Below are 16936 nucleotides of genomic sequence, written 5' to 3' on the forward strand. Positions count from 1 at the left end.
GGTCAGCCGCGACGTCATCCGGTCGCCTCCGACCTCGAGGACGACGACGTAGGCGCCGGCCGGTAGCCGCGACGTGTCGAAGCCGACCGAGTGGCGGCCCTCGCCGTAGCTCCGCGTCGAGGACAGGACCTCACGGCCCAGCAGGTCCACGACCGTCACCGTGACGTCGCCCGCTTCCGGTAGCGACACGATGGCCGTCGCCGCACCCACGGCCGGGTTCGGCCCGACCTCGAGGGCGAGTTCCTCGACCTTGACGCTCGAGGACGCCACGTCGCTCGGGGCCGCGACCGGCACGAAACCGAGCGGCTCCCCTTCTGATCCGCCGCCAACGAGCAGAGGACGGTCCGAGAAGTAGGCGACGCGCGTGACGCGGTAGCCATAGCGGGTCACGCTGTAGTCCGAGGTCAGGTTGGCCGAGATCGACGATCCGTCCACGACCGCCCAGAACGCGGACCGCGTGCCGGTGTACCGAGCCTGGCGGGTACCGGACTCATCGAGGACGTTGACGAAGTCGTAGTTCGCCTCCGTCTCGAACTGCTGGAAGTACATCGCGACGCGGCTCGCGCCGGCCTTGGTGTAGGTGTTGGTCGCGTTGTAGTTGTTGGGGTAGTTGTGCGGGGACTGGTAGGTCCGGTCCTCGTAACGCCACTCGGGCGTTCCGCCGCCGGTCCCACCGCCGTCGTTACCACCGCCGTTGGCCGCCGAGCCGACGCCGACCGCGGCCCACGCGTTCGTGACCGAGGTCACCTGCGCCGACCCCGCGCCGTACAGGTCCGTCGCCGCCTGGATGGTCCCCTGGCGGGCGCCCGCGAAGTTGGTCGACTGGGTGAAGTACTGCGTCAGGGCCCGGTACCACACCTTCTCCGTCACGGTGCGGCCGACGGCCTGGACGGCCTGGCCACGGAACGTGCCGCCGGCGATCATCAGGTAGGCCTGCTTGTTGGCGATGCCCGAGTTGATGTGGACGCCGCCGTTGTCCTGGCTCCCCGTGTAGCGGTCGGCGTAGTTGTCCGGCTGGTTGCCGCGGGACGGGTCGTCGAGGTAGCGGAGCGCGTCGCCGGACGTGCCCGGCGTGTAGCTGTCCTCGCCGATCTTGTAGTCGTTCCGGTCCACCATGACGGCCATGATGTCGGAGACGGCCTCGTTGAGCGCGCCCGACTCGTTCTGGTAGATCAGACCGGCCGAGGTGCCCGTGACGGCGTGCGTCAGCTCGTGCGCTGCGATGTCGAGCGAGACAAGAGCGATAAAGCTCTGACCGTCGCCGTCGCCGTAGACCATCTGTTGGCCGTTCCAGAACGCGTTGTTGTAGCCGGCGCCCCCGGGCTGGTCGTCGTAGTTGACCGTGCTGGTGATGGTCGCGTTCGAGCCGTTGTAGCTGTTGCGGCCGTGCGTGTTCTTGAAGTAGTCGAACGTCGAGATCGCCCCGTAGTGGGCGTCGACGGCGGCGCTGGCGGGGAAGTTGTTGTCGGCGTCCGTGACGTACGAGCCCGGCAGCGAGTTGCCACCACCCGACGTCATCGTGCGGATGTACTGCGGCCCGCGCGACGTGTCGTAGAGGTAGTACTGCCCCTGGTAGAGCAGCGTCGTGACCGGACGCGTACCGCCGAAGATGCTCCCGCCCGTCCCGTTCGCGAACAGGATCGAGGACGACGCTTGACGAGCGTACGGCGCACCGGCCCACTCGTCGTCGGCGTGTGCCGAGCCCAAGCCGGCCGTGTGGAGCGAGTTGAACCGGTGCAACACCTCTCCTGTGGTCGCGTCGACGAACGTCTCCCAGTTGGCCGGGACCGGCTGGTCGACGAACACCCTCACGTGGTATGCCAGGCGGTACGAGCCGTTGGCTGCGCCGGCCTGGCGGCTCTCGAGGGGGTACACGACCAGCTCGGTCGTCGGCGTCCAGTCGATGGCTTCGGCGAGCGCGTCGCCCGGCACGTCGGCCCGCAGCGGGACGTCACCGATGTCGCGGCGCGCGGCCTCGAGGGCGGCGCTCTCGTCGAGTGCGGGAGCGGTTGAGACGTCGGCGTCTGGGTGGACGGCACCGCCCCACGCGTAGACGCGGCCGTCGCGGAGGTGGACGGCGCTCTCGGCGCCCCAGATCGGCACGTCGCCGACGGTCTGCTGGACGCGGACGTGGGTCAGGCCGAGCTCGTCGGTCTCGGCCTCGAGGACGCGGACGTCGGGGTCAGTGGTGAAGCCGAGGGCGGCGGCGTTCTCCCGATAGAAGGCTTCGGGAGAGGACACGGCGCCAAGGTCGCCGGCCAAGAACTGCGGGGCGTCGCGGTCGGCACTCCAGGTTACTCGGTCGAGGGCGTCGGCGTCGAAAGCGGCAGCGGACAGTTGCGCGCGCTGGTCAGGTTCGAGGCCGACGTCCTGGGCCGAGGCCAGGGTCGGGACAGCGAACAGGAGCGCTGCGACGAGCGCCGATCGTAAGTCAAAGGGCATGGAGTGGTGGGCTATGTGTTGGTGGCGCCGACAGGAAATGGCGAGCGCCCAAACGTAGGCTCCACATATCCTCCATATTGACATTTGGCGAACGAGAGCCGCAAACCTCAACCGTTCCTCAGCCGAATCGGGCCTAAGTCCAACATCTCCAGATCCCTTTCGCTGGGCGACATTCGGCGGTGTTAATTGGCGGTCTCAGATCGCAACGTTTGCACATGTGCTGCACGCCTGGCCTCGACGCCACGTGTGCGCCGCGGCTCGTGACGCTCCGACCTCGAGGACGACCAGCTACGTACTCTTGACCGACGTCGCTGCGCGCAACACCACGTGCGCCTGCGGACCGTGGTGCATCAACAAGTGAAGCGCGCTCACACCCGGCGGCACCTCCGGCACATCGACCTCGAGGACGCCGACGTCGAGGCCGGGCACCGACGCTCGGTCGCGCGCCGCCGACTCCGGAAGCACGACCAGCGAGTCGGCCTCGAGGACGCCGGCGACGGACGCGAAGTTTGAGGGCTCGCCCTCGAGGTCGGACGCTCGTACAAGGTCGGCGGGAGCCCGGAGCCACCTCGCCACGAACATCATCGAGGCCGACGACAGATCTGCGAGCGAGCCCGTCGTCTCCAGCACCTCGTCCCACTCCGGCGCGACGTGCTCGTAGTACGGCGTCTTGCCATAGGCAGCCCGTAGCGCGGCGCGGTGCTCGCGTCGCCACCCGTCGAGGACCGCGACCTCGCGGAGCGGCTGTCCCACACCGGCATGACGGCGCGGGACGGTCAGCCATCGCGGCCCCTGGTCGGTCAGGATGCGGGCGCGGTTGTGGAAGCTCTGGCGGCTAAACGCGAACGTGTCCGCGATCACAAACCGGTCGACGGCCAGCAGCATCGCGGCGACCTCGATGCGCGGCGCGAACTCGGGCGGGCGAACGGCAGTCGAGAGAGACACAGGGCAGAGACGAGGACGGCGCGACGGAACGGGGCGATCTTAGCCCCGTCCGCGCCCCCGCGCCTCTCCCTGACCATGACCGCCCGACGCGTTTTCCTAGGCTTCTTCGGCCTGTTCGCTGCCACGATCGCGTTCGCGATCCTGGGCACGCTGTCCCTGTTTATCGGGCCAGTCCGCGACTTCTTCATGCCCTACTACGAGTCCCTGGTCGCCGCGCCGACCTGGACGTACATGGCGCTCCTGCCCGTCATCACGCTGGCGCTGTACTGGGAGACGCTCGGCCCGTGGAAGTCGGTCCTGTTCCTGCTCGCGGCCAGCCTGATCGGCGCGGGGAGCGAGCTATTGGGCACCAACACAGGCATCCCATTCGCGCCGTACAGCTACACGGACCGGCTCGGGCCGAAAATCCTGGGCGACGTCCCGTACTTCATCCCGACCTCCTGGTACGCCCTCTCTCTCCTGAGCTACGACCTGGGCGGCCGTTTGCGCGTCGGGGTCGCCGGGCGGGCCATCGCGACGGCCGTCTTGATGATCGTGTGGGACGTCTCGCTCGACCCGGCCATGAACCAGGGCGGCGGGACGTTCGTGTTCTGGGACTACCCCGGCGGCGGGCCGTACTTCGGGATGCCCTGGGTCAACTGGTACGGCTGGTTCGTGACGAGCATCTTGATCGCGCTCGCCTTCGAGGTCTTGGGCGGGATGCGCCCCGCGCCCGACAAGCTCACCCTCAAATGGGCCGAGCCGGTCTACGCGCTCAACGTCCTGTTCCCGATCTCGATCTGCCTCTTGTACGGCCTGCCCGTCGCGGGCGTCATCGGCCTGGTCACGCTGGCCGCCTCGCTCGCCCTGATCCGCTGGCGCTGGCCCCACTCGAGGACGTCCGGCCTCGAGGCCGATCGCCCGGTCCTGGTGTAGTGGCGAGTTCCACGACCTCGAGGACGCAGACGGGCACCGCTGCCAGCCAGTACGACGCCCCGGCGGCCCCGCCCGACGGCGCGGACCGGCGGCTCGAGGACCGCTATCTCCGCAAGGCCTTCCGGCACCACAGCCGGACGTTCTCGCTCGCGACTCGCCTCCTGCCCCGCCGCGAGCGGCTCCCCGTCGCCGTCCTCTACCTCTACTGCCGCACCGTCGACACGCTGGCCGACGAGCGCGTGGCCGTGATCGGCACCGAGGCCGCTCTCCGCGAGGTCGACGCCCTCGAGGCCGACCTCGAGGGCACCCTCGAGGGACGCCCGCCGGACACACTCCTGTGGCGACGGCTCGCAGAGGTCCACCGGACGTACGACCTACCGCGCCGGCCGCTCAAGCAACTCCTCGAGGGCGCACGGTGGGACTTGGAGGGCCGAACCGTCGACACGACGGAGGATCTGCTGGCTTACTCGAACCTGGTCGCCGGCTCCGTCGGGGCCGCGATGCTGCCGTTTCTCGTGCGCCGACCGGAGGACCGGCACGTCCTCGAGGCGGCGGCACGGGCGTTGGGCAACGCGATGCAGATCACGAACATCCTGCGCGACGTCGGCGAGGACTGGCGCGATCTAGGGCGGACCTACCTCCCCGCCGACCTGCTCGAACAGCGGGGCGTCGACCTCGATGTCGTGGTCGGGAAGGCTCCGCCGGTACCGCAGTCCTACATCAATCTGACCGAGGACCTGATGGGCCAGGCAGAGCGACTCTACGACCAGGCCGCCGACGGCATCGAGGCCCTTCGGCCTGCCGCCCAGACGGGCATCCGAGGAGCCGCCCGGATGTACCGCGAGTTTCTCAACGGCGTCCGCGCGAACCAGTACGACAACCTCTCGAGACGGGCCTCGGTCCCTCTCTCTCGCAAACTCCGCGCGCTCGCTCGTGATGGCTACGCCCGACGACGCGACCGGCTCTGGGCGACGTGAGCGCACGCCCCGACGGGATCGCCGCGCGGCTCGCCCGGCGCTTCGCGGACCGCACGATCCGCGGGGAGCTCAGGTCCGGTCTGCGCCGCGTCGTCGGGGTGGGCGGCATCGAGGACGACCCGGCGCCTGGGCGGCCGTTGGTGGTCTACGCCAACCACCACGTCTACCCCGACAGCTTCCTCCTGTGGCTCTTGACGACGCAGGTCTGGCGGCGCCCGATGGTCGTCTGGATGGAGGCCTGGGATCGGGCGCCGCTGTTCGGCCCGGTCGGTGCCCTGCCCTTCCCCGACGACGACCCCAAACGGCGGCTCCGCACGATCCGTGAGACCGCCCGCAGGATGGCGGCCGATCCGACGACGGCCCTCTACCTCTACCCCGAAGGGACCATGCGCATCGCCGGCGACGGCCTGGGCCCGTTCCGCGCGGACCTCCCGCGCCTTGCCCGCATCTTGCCCGACGCCGCCTGGGTCCCAGTCGGCATCGCGACCGAGTGGTGGGGCGAGGCTCGACCGACGGCCGTGATGGCAATCGGAGACGTCCACGACGCACCCGACGGCGACGAACGCTCGCGCCTCCTGTCCGCCCTCGAGGACGCCCACGCCGCCCGCCCCACCGACGACCTTCCGGTCCTGTTCCAAGGCACCGCCGGAGCCGACGAAAGGTGGGACCTGTCGAGGACGGTCCCGTTCTTCGAGCGGCTCACCTTCGGTCGATGAACGTTCCGCGACGCGTTCGAGGGCGACCTGCTGGGCAATAGGTTGGCCCCGATTCCCGATCCTTAGATCCCCCGGTCCCCGGATCCCATGCTCGCGATTTTAGTCGCCCTTCTCCTCGGCGCCACACCGTCGCCCGCCCTCGAGGGCCACCAGGCCAGCGCAATCGACGTCACGCCCCCCATCGAGGTGACGTCCTCGACGGTCCGAGACTCCCTGACGTATTACTACTCGCGCCGGGACGCATCGGCCGTCGAACGTCTCTACCGGACGAAGGCCAGGACGCAGGAGGACCGGCTGTTGTGCCTGTACCGGCTCTACCCGATGACGCTCGACGAGAGCTACCTCGAGGACATCCCCTCGGAGCGGGGCGTGACGTCGTCTCGTGAACTCGCGCTCATCGCGGCCCTTTGGGCGTACCGAGCCAGCGTCGGCCCGGCGTGGCGCCTGCCCACCTACGGCCGACGCTCGGAGCGCATTCTGGGTCTCGCCCTCGAGGCCGATTCGCGCGAGCCGTACGCGCTCCTGGTCCGTGGACAGTCCCTCTACTACAAGCCGCGCATCTTCGGCGGCGACTTGGCGGAGGCCCAGCAGACGTTCGAGCAGCTCAGGACCCGGCTCGGCCGGCGCGGCGTCCCGGGGCTCCACCCCTTCGAGGCCGAGGTCTGGGTTTGGATGGCCGTCCGCCGCCAAGACGCCTCGACCGGCGTCTCCCTCCAGCGCCGGCTGCTCGCTCGGAACCCGCCGAGCATGTTCCGCCAGTTCCTGATCGACCCTCCGTGACCGTTCTCCTCGCCGCCGTCCTCGTCATCCACGCCGGCGTCGTCGGAGTCCTCACGGCCAACCTGATCTCGTTCTGGCGCGACCGACACCGAGCGCTCCCGACGGACCTCCCGCGCGTATCGGTGCTGGTCCCCGCTCGCAACGAGGAGGAAAATCTCCAGGTCCTGCTGCCTACTCTGTTGTCGCAGGACGGCCTCGAGGTCGAGATCGTGGTCGTGGACGACGCGAGCGAGGACGAAACACGCGCGGTCCTCGAGGACCACGCCCAGCCCAACCTGATCGTCGTCGAGGGCGACGGCCCGCCCGCAGGGTGGGTCGGCAAGCCTCACGCGCTGTACCAGGCGGCAAAGCGCGCCACCGGCGACGTCTTCGTGTTCCTAGACGCCGACGCCCAGCTCCGAGACGACCGCGCGCTCGCCCGTTTGGTCGGCCGATGGGTTCACAACGGTGGCGACGGCACGGCCCTGACGGGTCTCCCCCGCTACCTCGATCGTGGACCGGCGGCGCTCTTGACCAGCCTGGTCCCGTTCGCCGTCTTGGCCGCGCTCCCGATCCCGCTCGTACCCAGGACGCGGTCGTCCTCGGTCAGCGCGCTCAACGGCCAGATCTGGATCCTGGGCGCCGGCGACTACCGCCGGCTCGAGCCCCACCGAGCCGTCAAGTCCGACGTCCTCGAGGACGTGATGATCGGGCGGTTTCTCAAGCGGTCAGGTGTCCAACTGTGGTTTCAGAACCTTGGCGGCGAGGTCGCCGTCACGATGTACCAGTCCTTCGGCGAGGCGTGGCGCGGCTTCCAAAAGAACGCGTTTCTCCTCGCGGGCGGAAAGCCGGGGGGCGTCGCGACCGGAGCGTTCGTGTTCTTCCTGCTCCTCTACTCGCTCTCCTGGGTCGTACCGAGCCTGCTCTGGGTCGGCGGCACGCTGGGCTTGTGGGCGTTGGCGACGCTCGTCGGGATCAAGCTGGCCATCGACCGCGCCGGGCGGTTCCCGCTCTGGGTCAGCGCGCTCGCACCGGTCACGCTCGCGCTCGGTGCCGCCCTCCAACTGGACTCGTGGCGAGCCCACGCGACGGGGCGGGTCGCGTGGAAAGGCCGGACGGTCGGCTAAATGCGAATCGGCCTCGAGGTCGCGCACGTCCTCGAGGCCGATCAGTAAAGCCTTCTGGTCTACATGTTCTCGAGGTCTCGGCGCACCTCGTCGACCTCGACGGCTTCGACGGGCTCGAGGCCGAACTGGCGGATGCGGTCCTCGGCGTCCTGGCGCTCTTCGTTCAAGATCGAGGGCGGCTCGTCACGGGCCATCCGGGTGCGGAGGTCGTCCACGACGCGGGCGCGGAGCACGATCACGATCTCGCTCTGCGTCACCTGCGTTTGCCGGTAGGAGAACAGGTACTTGATGAGCGGGATGTCGCGCAGGATCGGGACGCCGCGGCGCTGGACCGACTCGTCCGTCGAGGTCAAGCCGCCGATGGCCGCCATCTCGTTCGAGATGAGGTTGACCCGCGTCGTCACGTCGTCCTTGAAGATGGAGCCCCCGGCCCCTGCCGACGACTTCTCGACTTTGACGGCGAGGTTGATAAACTCAACCGGTGGACCGTCTCTTTCGTCCACGAGCAGAGTCGGCGTCACGTTGATGATCGTGCCCGTCTGGATGTATTCCGTGATCGGGTTGCCCGAGAAGTCTCGGACGATGATCGGAATGTCCTGCCCGCTCTGCATCTGCCCTTGCTCCCCGCTCTGGACGACCGTGAACGGCGTCGCGATCGTCTGGCCGTAGCCCTGGGTCTCGAAATAGCGGAAGAGGTTTAGGATCGTGGTGAGTTGGACCCGGTCTGAGGACGCCTCTAGGAACCCGTCGAGAGCGTCGAAGAACGAGCCGGCGTTGACGAAGAACTGGGTCTGGGCTCCGACCCCGTTTTGCGCTCCAGCGCCTCCGCCCACGCCGCCTCCCGCGCCTGCACCGCCACCTACACCGCCACCGGCTTGAGCCGCGGCCTGGCCGAACAAGGTTCGCCAGTCGGTGCCCCGCTCCCGAGAGCGGTTCGTGTTGAGCTGGAAGATCACGGCGTCGACGCGGATCTCGCGGGTGTCTGCCGTTGCCGGAAGCTGCGCGATCGCGGCCTGCGTCGCCGCTGCGGTTGCGGCCTGGGCCGCCGCCTGTGAGGCTCCGATCTCGTCCGCTGCCATGCGGTCCGATGTCGTGGCGATCACGACGGGCTCCGTCACGATGAAGTAGCCGTCGGACTCGTTGAAGTCCAGACCTTGCCGGTCCAGGACGACCTCGAAGGCGTCGATAAAGTGAACGCCGCTCAGAGCGACGCCGATCGGGTCCGTCCGGTCCATCGGGTCCACGACGCGCTTGCCCGTCACGCGGGCGAAGGTCGGGTTGACGAGCCGGAAGAACTGGTTCATCGGCGTCGAGGACGGGAAGCTGACGAGCTCGTCCGGCGGGACGTAGCCGCGTACGACGCCGTCGCTGGCCCGCTGAGCGGAGGCCGTCGGCACGAGGGCCGGGACGAGGAGCACGGCGAACGCTGCGAGCAGGGCTGCCGCGCGGCAGAGAGTGTGGAACCGGGAGGTCATAGCGATTGGGGACTGCGGAGCGGTCAGGTCTAGTCGTGCGTCGGAACGCGTGGGAGTACGTTGGCGGGCTGGTAGGAGCCCTCTAGGGGCTCGGCGGAGTAGGTGCCGGCGGCGTCGGCCTCTGGTGTTCCTGGCGCTGGGGGAGCCTCTTCAAGAACCGGGCCGGGAGGGACACGACCTCCTGTGGAGGGCACCAGGACCTGATTGCCGATCGCTTGCCGGTACCGTTCTCCCGTCTCGAGGTCGATCTCGACACGTTCGCGGATCCCGCCGCGGTTGTAGTCGACCACGACGCGGCCATTCCTGGGATCGACCCCTCCGACGCGGCCGAGGTACACCCGGTCGCCCGGCTGCAGCTGGCGCAGTTCGCCGCCACGGTCGAACACGGCCGTCCGGCCGATGATGCTGACGAGTTGATCGGTTTCCGGCTCGACCAGGTCGTCGGTGTTTGGCGGCAGCGACTCGAGGATGAACGGGAAGAAGGGGTTGATCGCGGCGCGGCGCGCCGGGAAGGCCTCCGGCGGAGGCACCACCCCGTCCTCCGGGGCCGAAATCTCCGGGTCGGTACTAAAGAAGGCGTCGACGGCAAACGCGAACTCGGCGAGGATCACCTGCCGTCCGGGCCCTTCGGCGCCGGGGGCCGAAACCGTCGTGACGTCCTTCTTGACCGTGAGGTCGCGGACACGGTAGAGACCGCGGCTGTTCTCGACGTGCCAGATGAACGCGAACAGGCTTTCGAAGTAGGCCTGGCCAGTGACTTGGTACGTGTAGTACGAGGCCGCCGCGTCCGGCGTGATCCCGCTGAGCGACAAGTCGAACCGCTGAAAGCCGCGCGCAGAAAGCGCGTTGAGGTACGAGACCACGTCTGCCGACTCGAGGGACGTCGGGAGCACTTTGTAGCGAGTGTTCCAACGCGCGAGCGTCTCCTGGGCTTCCGATGAGGCCTGGGCCTCGAGGAGCATCAGAGATGCAACGTCGGCCTCACGCGCCTCGATGGCCTCGATCTCGGACTCGATGGCCGCAAGCTCCTCAGGCTGTTCTTTGACGGTCACGAAGTACCCCCCGCCCCCGGCAGCAGCCAAAAGGACGGAGAGCAAGAGGGTGTTGATGAGTTCGTTCGACATCGGTTTGGCCCGAAGGCAGCTGTGTCCGCCTAGAGGTCGTCGGTGGGAGGTGCGGCATCGAGGCCGTCGTCGTCTGGCGCGAGATCGTCGGCGACCTCGAGGGCGGCCTGCTCGCGCAGCACCCTCGTGACCTGTGGCAGCTCACGGGGCTGCGTGAACTGGACGCGGTACTGATAGACCGGGTACTCACGCAGGCTCTCGAACGTGACCTCTTGGATCGAGGCCGACAGCCGCTGCGCCAACCCGACCACGTTCGCCCGAGTCGTGGAGTAGCCGACGAGCTGGATGTCGTCTCCGACGGGAGTCCACTCCTCGATCCAGATGCCGCCGGTTTGGGCCGCGGCTCGCGTCGTGCGGAGCAGGGTCTGCGTCCACCGGTCGGTGTCGATCAGGACCGAATCGAGGGCGACCAGCGCCGAGGCCAGCGCGACTTGCCGCCCCTGCAAGCTGTCGATCCGGGCTTGAAGCTGGGGGCCCGACATCTGAGCCGCCGGCGGGAACTCCGCCAGTCGCTGCTCGGCCGCCGCGATCTCTCCCTCCTGCGACACGTATCGGTAGCTGAAGTAAAGGACCGTCAAGAACAGCGCCGCCGCGACGACGAGCGTGTGCCATCCGAAGGCCAGCGCGAAGGCGCGCTTCCGTTTGCGGAGGCTCGTTGGGAGCAGGTTCGCGCTCGCGAAGGGGCTCCCCTTCTGTTTGAGCTGATGTCCCGCGACGGCGACTCCGGCCGCCCCCACCAACATTGGAGCGAGCGGGCCGTAGGGACCGACCAGGCCCAACCGGGCCAGGCCCTCGCGGAGCGTTTCGACGCGCGCGTCGGGGTAGAACGCCGCGAACCCTTGGACGAGCTCTTTCTCGCGCTCCTCAGCGACCACGACCACGTTGTGGACCGTGCCGACGCCCTGGACGTCTTGCTGGAGAAGCACGCGGCTACAGATCGTGTCCGGCCCGTCGAAGGCCGTCACCGACTGCATCAGTTCGAAGTGCTGGATCTTGTCGCCTGACAGCAACAGGACCAACGTGTCCTCACCACCGACACGGACCACGGCGGTGTTCTCGTGCGGCTCGGGTGCGGACGTGGCGCCGACGAGCCCCACCAAGAGTGGGACCTCGGCCTCGAGGGTCCTGAACGCGACCTTGCGGTACGCGGACTGCTCGCGAAGCAACTCGATCGACTCCGTGACGGGCTCGCTCTGGGTCGGAGCGACCGCGAGATAGCGCCGTAGACCGTCCCGCGGCGTCATCTCCACGAAGGCGATGCGCTCGCGGACGTCGCCCACAAAGTCAGGAGTCTCGGGGAGCAGTTCCAGCAGACGATCCCGCTTGACTGGGCTCAAATCCGCTTTTTGCGCTTCGTCGTCCTTCTTCGACGTTTTCCCTTTCGACTTCTTGTCCGCCTTGGGCGGGACGAGAATGTCGGCGTAGGCCACGTCCGGCTCGTCGATTAGGAAGGCGATCGACGGGTTCTCGTACCCAGCTTGGGTGCACTCCTCGAGGATGTCGCGGAGCTCGAACACGATCGGCTGGGCTCTGCCGGCGACCTCGCCACCGTATGACGAGTCTTGGACCGCGTCCGTCGCGATCCCCATCCCCGCGAACTCAGCGCCAAAGTCGATCTCCCCCACCGCGCCGAACTGGATCGAGGGGTCGATGTCGTCGCCCTGTCCGACCTCGAAGCCGCCATCGTCATCGAGGACGTCGGGGCTCATGGCCCCCGTGCCAAACTGGCCTTCGGATCGGTTGCGGACGAACTGGCGGAGGGGTTCGTACCCTTCGCTCGTCGACTGGACTAACACGCCGTAGACACGGCTCGGTGTGATGTGGATGCCCAGCATGAGGGCGTCTTTCGAGCGTCTGCGAGGCGCTTTCTTGACCTTGACGGCGTCGGTTCCCGCAACGACCTGCGCCGTCTCGGCAGCCACGTCGTCGTCGGCCTCCGCGAACGAGACCTCGAGGCCGTCGTCCGCCGACGCCTCACCGTCTCCCGCTGGGAGCGCTGGCGCGTCGAACGTCGCGTTGACGTCGCCGGCCTCACGGCTCTCGAGGGACGCGGGGTCGCCGAACACGAGCCCCGGGTCGTCGAACGAAGCACCCGGGTCGTCGAACGAAGCACCCGGGTCGTCGAACGAAGCACCCGCGTCGCCGAAGAAGTCGGAGTCCGGCTCCGAGCCGGGCGCCCCGTCGGGGGACTCAGGAAAGATGAAGGAATCGCTCATGGGACCGTGGACGGGCAGATCGGCGCTACGCCGACTGCATCAGCTGTTGGAAGCGCCGCTTGTTGTTCGAGTACTGGAGCCCGATCTCGGGCGACACCTTGCGTTCGCGGACCAAGCGGAAGAGGTCCTGCTCGAGAGTGGTCATGCCTTGGCGGCTGCCTTCCCACATCATCTGGTAGATCTCGCCCGTGTTGTTGTTGAGGATCGCGGCCTTGACGGACGCCGTGACCCAGAGCACCTCTTTGGCGAGCACGCGGCCACCGCCCAGCTTGGGCGGGAGCTTCTGGGACACGACGCAGTTGAGCACGTCGGCCAAGCGGTTGCGCACGCGCTCCTGCTCGTGGGGTGGGTACTCCGCCACGATGCGGTCGATGGACTCGACGGCGCTGGCGGTGTGCAACGTCGAGAACACCTTGTGCCCCGTGTCAGCGGCCTCGATGGCCGAGTCGATCGTCTCGGGATCCCGCATCTCCCCGATCATGATGATGTCGGGGTCTTGACGGAGCGCTTGGCTCACGCCCATCTTGAAGCTCGGCACGTCCGGCCCCACCTCGCGGTGGCGGATGATGCAGCGCTGTGGGTGGTGGACGTACTCGAGGGGCTTCGCGACGATGACGATGTGTCCGTCGAAGTCGCGGTTGTTCGCGTCGATAATGGCGTCGAGCGTCGTGCTCTTGCCCGAGCCCGTCACGCCGGTGACGAGCGCGAGCCCGCTGCGGACGTTCGAGAACATCACGCCGCGCTCGATGACGGGGTGAAACCCCAGCGAGTCGAGCGGGCGGACTTCGTCGTTGATCGCACGGAGACAGACGCCCAGGTGCTGGTTGTCGTAGTACGTCGTGCAGCGAAAGCGGAGCTTGGCGCCCTCGTCGCCATCGAGCTGGTACGAGAAGTCGGCGGACTGGACGTTCCACAGGTCGTCCTGATTCCGCTCCGAGAGCAGGTTCAGGATCAGGATATCGGTCTCGTCGTGGCTCGCGACGCCCAGCTCGAAGTGCGGCGTCTTGTCCCCGTCGACGCGGTACCAAATACGGCCCAACGTGGCGGGGCCGCCCATGTCCAGGTCGGACGCACCCATCGGGTGCATCTTGGCCACGTACTGCTCGACGAACGCCCTCAGGTTCTCGCGCTGGTCAACGCGCAGGCGGCTGATCTGCTCGGCGTAAAACTTGAGCCGGTCCTCCCCGACCAAAAGCTTCGGCGCCGACCGTGCGATCTGGCGCACGAACGACGGGATCCGGAAGAAGCCGTCGCTGTCGAGCTCGCCGAGGGCGGGCTCGGCCTGGGCTGCGGGCGCCGAGGGAGGTGCCGGCATCGAGGGCGGCGGAGCGAACGACGGAGCGGCTGGAGTCGTGCCGACGCCCTGCGGCGGGGCTCCCCACGTCGGGGCAGCGGCAGGAGCCGCAGACGCGCCGGTGGAGAACGAGGTCGATGGTGGGGTCACAACGGTCTGAGAGGTCGAACGGCGGTCTGCAATCCCCGAGCCAGAGCCTCGTGCGGGGCTATCGGCCTCGAGGACGGCCTCCCGGCGACGCCGCACACGCGGTTTCGACCCATCCGTGGCACGTTTGGTAACCCGGGGCCGTAAAACGAACGTGGGCGGCCCCTTACGAGACCGCCCACGCGTTAGCCGACAAACACCTCGGTACTAGGAGCAGCCCTTCCCGATGTTGTTCTCGCCGCGAGTGTTGCCATTTCCACAGTCACCGCTTTATGCGCCGGCGATGCTCGCGGGAATGATCTCGACCATGATCACCTGGTCACTAAAGTCCGCCGGACGCCCCGTGTTACGGAGGTCGTGGAAGCCGTCCTGGCCAGGCTCGTCGTACACGCGGTACGAGCTGCGCGGGTTGTCGGGGTCCACGGCCTCGAGGACGGTGCGGACGTTGTCCGTCCAGCCGTCGCCGACGCCGTCGTTTCCGGGGCGATTGAAGCTACCCGTCCAGTCATAGCCAAACTTCTTGGTTGCCCACAGGCTCCGGTTCGGGTTTTCGTATTGGGGGTGCGTCGGAGCGAGGTTCCAGTCGTGGATGTCCTCGAAGGCGACACGCCACCGCTGGCCGTTGCTCGGGTCCGTCTCGACCATCGCCCACGGCCCCTCTTGGGGCTCGTCGAGCGAGACCGTCGAGCCGTCGAGGGCCCAGTGGACCCAGGCCCAGTCGCTCTCGAGGAACTGGTACGTCGCCATCGAGTCGGCGAGCACCTTCCACCCGTAGTACGGGTCCGGATCCGCTGTGTCGGGATCAGCAATCCCAGCGAGATCACGGGCTCCTCCGTAGCGGAGGTCCGGCCTCGAGTTGGGACGCGTGCCGTTGCCGCCGCAGCGGTTGTCGACACCGATCGCGAAGTTCATCTGGGTCCCAGCGGCAAGTTCGACCTCGAGGCCGACGTTCCGCTCTCCGTTCCGGTTCTTGCCAGGTGCGTAGACCATTTCGGGGAGCGGCTGGTCCTCCTCAGCGACACCGGGGAGCGTCCGCTTTAAGAAGATGGCGGAGCAGTAGCCGGCCTGCGAGTCCACGAACTGAATCCGCAGCAAGCCGCCTTCGCTCACACGGAGCACGCCGACGGTCTGCGACTCGTTGATCTCGTGATCGGCAGTGATGTCCTCACCACCAGCGTTGTACGTGAAGGTGCCACCGGCGTAGATGTCGACGCCGTTGCCGCCATCGTAGCTCGCCTCGGCGATGTAGGTGCCGTCCATCATGGACCCGGTACGGCGCGCGCAGGTCGCTTTGCCGTTGGCACACTTCTCCCCCTGTGGCATGTCAGCGCTGACGATGGGGTCGCCGAACGCGTTGATCGCGGCGTCGATGTCGGTACCGAAGCGGTGGACGTCGGCCGAGGCCGAGTTGAACGCGGACCGAGCGATCTCACGCGCGATCACGTCCGCTTGGTACTCGCCTTGAACGGCGGCCGACCGGACGTCGGTTTCTTGAGAGGTGAACAAGATCGTGCCCCCGGCTATGCCGGCGCTGAGCACGATTAAGAGAGCAACTTTTCCCATGGGTTTGGTGGGACTATGCCAGAGCGCAGTCCAGGTGATTAAAAGGGGCGGATTTCGATGGTAGTCGCCCAGTGCAGCCCGTTCTCAGGGATGATCCGAGCTCGGTGAAGCGGAAACAGAGTGGGCACGACGCTAAACTCAAGTCGCACGTAGTCGGCCTCCTCGACGTCGTCGTCAGCGACGACTTGGCTGTCACTGTCTCGAGGCTGAATCAGGAAGTGACGTAGACCGTGAGGCGAGCCGTATTCAGGCGTCTCGTCCCACACAGGCTCGCTACCTACCCAGACCTCGTTGGCCGTGTCGTACTCGCCACGACGTGCAGACCGAGTGATGTCGTACACCTGCATCGTGACATCGTCTGCAGGGGTGTCACCCTCGGTTACGACCACGCGCGTACTGTCGTCTTCGGCTAGTTCGTACAGGACTTCGACTCGCGTCGAGATGTCCGTCGACGTTGACCCGTCGTAGTAGTAGTACTCGAACCGGCGTGTGAACGTGCGGCCGTCGATGACCTCGGTCTCGATCTCGAAGCGGTCTCGGTCGCGTCCAAAGCGGGACCCCAGCTTGACGACGTCGTCCTCGAGCCACTCGCCGAACGCGAGCGCCTGTCCCTTCGCCTGGTGCACAGACTGACGCTCCATCGCCGCCTGGCGGCTCTGGATCTGCTGAGCGATCATCGCGAGGCCCAGCGTCGCAGCGACGAGGGTAGCGATGAGGTGGTCGAAGATGAACTGCATGGGGGATTTCTAGGTGGTCGGGAGTAGGGGTTTGGCTTGTATCGCCAGGTCCCTACTCGCCATCGCACTCGGGCCGGGTGGCAGCGTGGGCATCGACGGCGTCCTGCGCATCGACAGCGGCGGCCTGAGCCGCGTTGGCTGCGGCGGTAGCCCGGTCGATAGCAGTCAGTGCCTCGCCGGCGGCCGATTGTAACGTGTCGAAAGCGGACTGCGCGTCAGCGGCCTCGCGCTGGGCGTCCTCGAGGGCGGTCTCTGCCTGCGTTTTCGCAGCTTGAGCCGTCGAGAGAGCCGCTTGGGCGTCCGAGACAGCTTGGTCTACCCCGCCCGTCGCGTTCTGAGCGTCCTCGAGGACGGCCCGTGCGTCGGTGACGGCCTGGTTCGCCGGGGCGACGGCGTCGGAAGCGGAGTCGTAGGTCGATTGGGCATCGCCGAGGGCTGACGTCGCCGAGTCGAGGGCAGTCCGGGCGTCCGCTCGGGCATCGCGCGCCGCGTCGAGGGC

13 protein-coding genes and 1 pseudogene are annotated in these 16936 nt (G+C 67.7%); 5 read left to right on the forward strand and 9 right to left on the reverse strand.

Going from position 1 to position 16936, the window contains the following annotated elements:
* Together WBA11_RS05345 and WBA11_RS05350 are read right to left on the reverse strand one after the other, a co-directional pair.
* The coding region (locus tag WBA11_RS05345) for a M4 family metallopeptidase (RefSeq protein ID WP_424519682.1) at positions 1-2442 on the reverse strand (2442 nt) is incomplete at its 3' end.
* Between the two features lie 288 nt (positions 2443-2730).
* Complete coding sequence (locus WBA11_RS05350) at positions 2731-3387, reverse strand: WbqC family protein (protein ID WP_424519683.1); 657 nt, start codon at positions 3385-3387, stop codon at positions 2731-2733.
* A gap of 75 nt (positions 3388-3462) precedes the next feature.
* Here WBA11_RS05350 and cruF point away from each other — a divergent pair, with 75 nt between their 5' ends.
* The 5 genes from cruF (at position 3463) to WBA11_RS05375 (ending at position 7881) form a co-directional block, all read left to right on the forward strand.
* Positions 3463-4302: a bisanhydrobacterioruberin hydratase CruF gene (gene cruF, locus WBA11_RS05355; RefSeq protein WP_424519684.1), complete on the forward strand. Its 840-nt coding sequence runs from the start codon at positions 3463-3465 to the stop codon at positions 4300-4302.
* On the forward strand, positions 4302-5279 hold the full coding sequence (locus WBA11_RS05360) for a phytoene/squalene synthase family protein (protein ID WP_424519685.1): 978 nt from the start codon (positions 4302-4304) through the stop codon (positions 5277-5279). The genes cruF and WBA11_RS05360 overlap by 1 nt, the downstream gene beginning before the upstream one ends.
* On the forward strand, positions 5276-5995 hold the full coding sequence (locus tag WBA11_RS05365) for a 1-acyl-sn-glycerol-3-phosphate acyltransferase (RefSeq protein WP_424519686.1): 720 nt from the start codon (positions 5276-5278) through the stop codon (positions 5993-5995). Before WBA11_RS05360 ends, WBA11_RS05365 begins: the two co-directional genes overlap by 4 nt.
* A gap of 87 nt (positions 5996-6082) precedes the next feature.
* Positions 6083-6775, forward strand: a complete 693-nt coding sequence (locus WBA11_RS05370; RefSeq protein WP_424519687.1) for a hypothetical protein — start codon at positions 6083-6085, stop codon at positions 6773-6775.
* Entirely contained in the window at positions 6772-7881 is a 1110-nt protein-coding gene (locus WBA11_RS05375; protein WP_424519688.1) for a glycosyltransferase, read from the forward strand. Before WBA11_RS05370 ends, WBA11_RS05375 begins: the two co-directional genes overlap by 4 nt.
* 59 nt (positions 7882-7940) lie before the next feature.
* Here the strand turns inward: WBA11_RS05375 and WBA11_RS05380 are convergent, their stop codons facing one another.
* The 7 genes and pseudogenes from WBA11_RS05380 to WBA11_RS05410 all read right to left on the reverse strand — a co-directional run.
* Positions 7941-9356 carry a type II and III secretion system protein gene (locus WBA11_RS05380; protein WP_424519689.1) on the reverse strand — a complete coding sequence of 472 codons (1416 nt, stop codon included), beginning with the start codon at positions 9354-9356 and terminating at the stop codon, positions 7941-7943.
* Positions 9357-9385: 29 nt separating this feature from the next.
* Positions 9386-10480 (reverse strand): hypothetical protein, encoded by a 1095-nt coding sequence (locus tag WBA11_RS05385; protein ID WP_424519690.1) that lies wholly within the window; start codon positions 10478-10480, stop codon positions 9386-9388.
* 29 nt (positions 10481-10509) lie between these two features.
* Complete coding sequence (locus tag WBA11_RS05390; protein WP_424519691.1) at positions 10510-12696, reverse strand: PilN domain-containing protein; 2187 nt, start codon at positions 12694-12696, stop codon at positions 10510-10512.
* A 25-nt stretch (positions 12697-12721) separates the two neighbouring features.
* The gene (locus WBA11_RS05395) at positions 12722-14140 is read right to left on the reverse strand and encodes a type IV pilus twitching motility protein PilT (protein ID WP_424519692.1); all 1419 of its coding nucleotides are present in this window, start codon (positions 14138-14140) and stop codon (positions 12722-12724) included.
* A gap of 267 nt (positions 14141-14407) precedes the next feature.
* On the reverse strand, positions 14408-15700 hold the full coding sequence (locus WBA11_RS05400; RefSeq protein WP_424519693.1) for a hypothetical protein: 1293 nt from the start codon (positions 15698-15700) through the stop codon (positions 14408-14410).
* Positions 15701-15738: 38 nt separating this feature from the next.
* A complete protein-coding gene (locus WBA11_RS05405) occupies positions 15739-16437 on the reverse strand; it encodes a hypothetical protein (RefSeq protein WP_424519694.1) in 699 nt (232 codons plus the stop codon).
* Positions 16438-16489: 52 nt separating this feature from the next.
* Positions 16490-16936, reverse strand: a pseudogene (locus WBA11_RS05410) (hypothetical protein); the annotation flags it as partial.

The organism is Rubrivirga sp., from assembly GCF_049648075.1.
In the GTDB taxonomy this organism is placed as follows: domain Bacteria; phylum Bacteroidota; class Rhodothermia; order Rhodothermales; family Rubricoccaceae; genus Rubrivirga.

Excerpts from the sequence above, each read along its gene's own strand:
- WBA11_RS05400 (WP_424519693.1), bottom strand. The coding sequence starts at position 15,700 with ATGGGAAAAGTTGCTCTCTTAATCGTGCTCAGCGCCGGCATAGCCGGG.
- WBA11_RS05390 (WP_424519691.1), bottom strand. The coding sequence starts at position 12,696 with ATGAGCGATTCCTTCATCTTTCCTGAGTCCCCCGACGGGGCGCCCGGC.
- WBA11_RS05380 (WP_424519689.1), bottom strand. The coding sequence starts at position 9,356 with ATGACCTCCCGGTTCCACACTCTCTGCCGCGCGGCAGCCCTGCTCGCA.
- WBA11_RS05405 (WP_424519694.1), bottom strand. The coding sequence starts at position 16,437 with ATGCAGTTCATCTTCGACCACCTCATCGCTACCCTCGTCGCTGCGACG.
- cruF (WP_424519684.1), top strand. The coding sequence starts at position 3,463 with ATGACCGCCCGACGCGTTTTCCTAGGCTTCTTCGGCCTGTTCGCTGCC.
- WBA11_RS05385 (WP_424519690.1), bottom strand. The coding sequence starts at position 10,480 with ATGTCGAACGAACTCATCAACACCCTCTTGCTCTCCGTCCTTTTGGCT.
- WBA11_RS05370 (WP_424519687.1), top strand. The coding sequence starts at position 6,083 with ATGCTCGCGATTTTAGTCGCCCTTCTCCTCGGCGCCACACCGTCGCCC.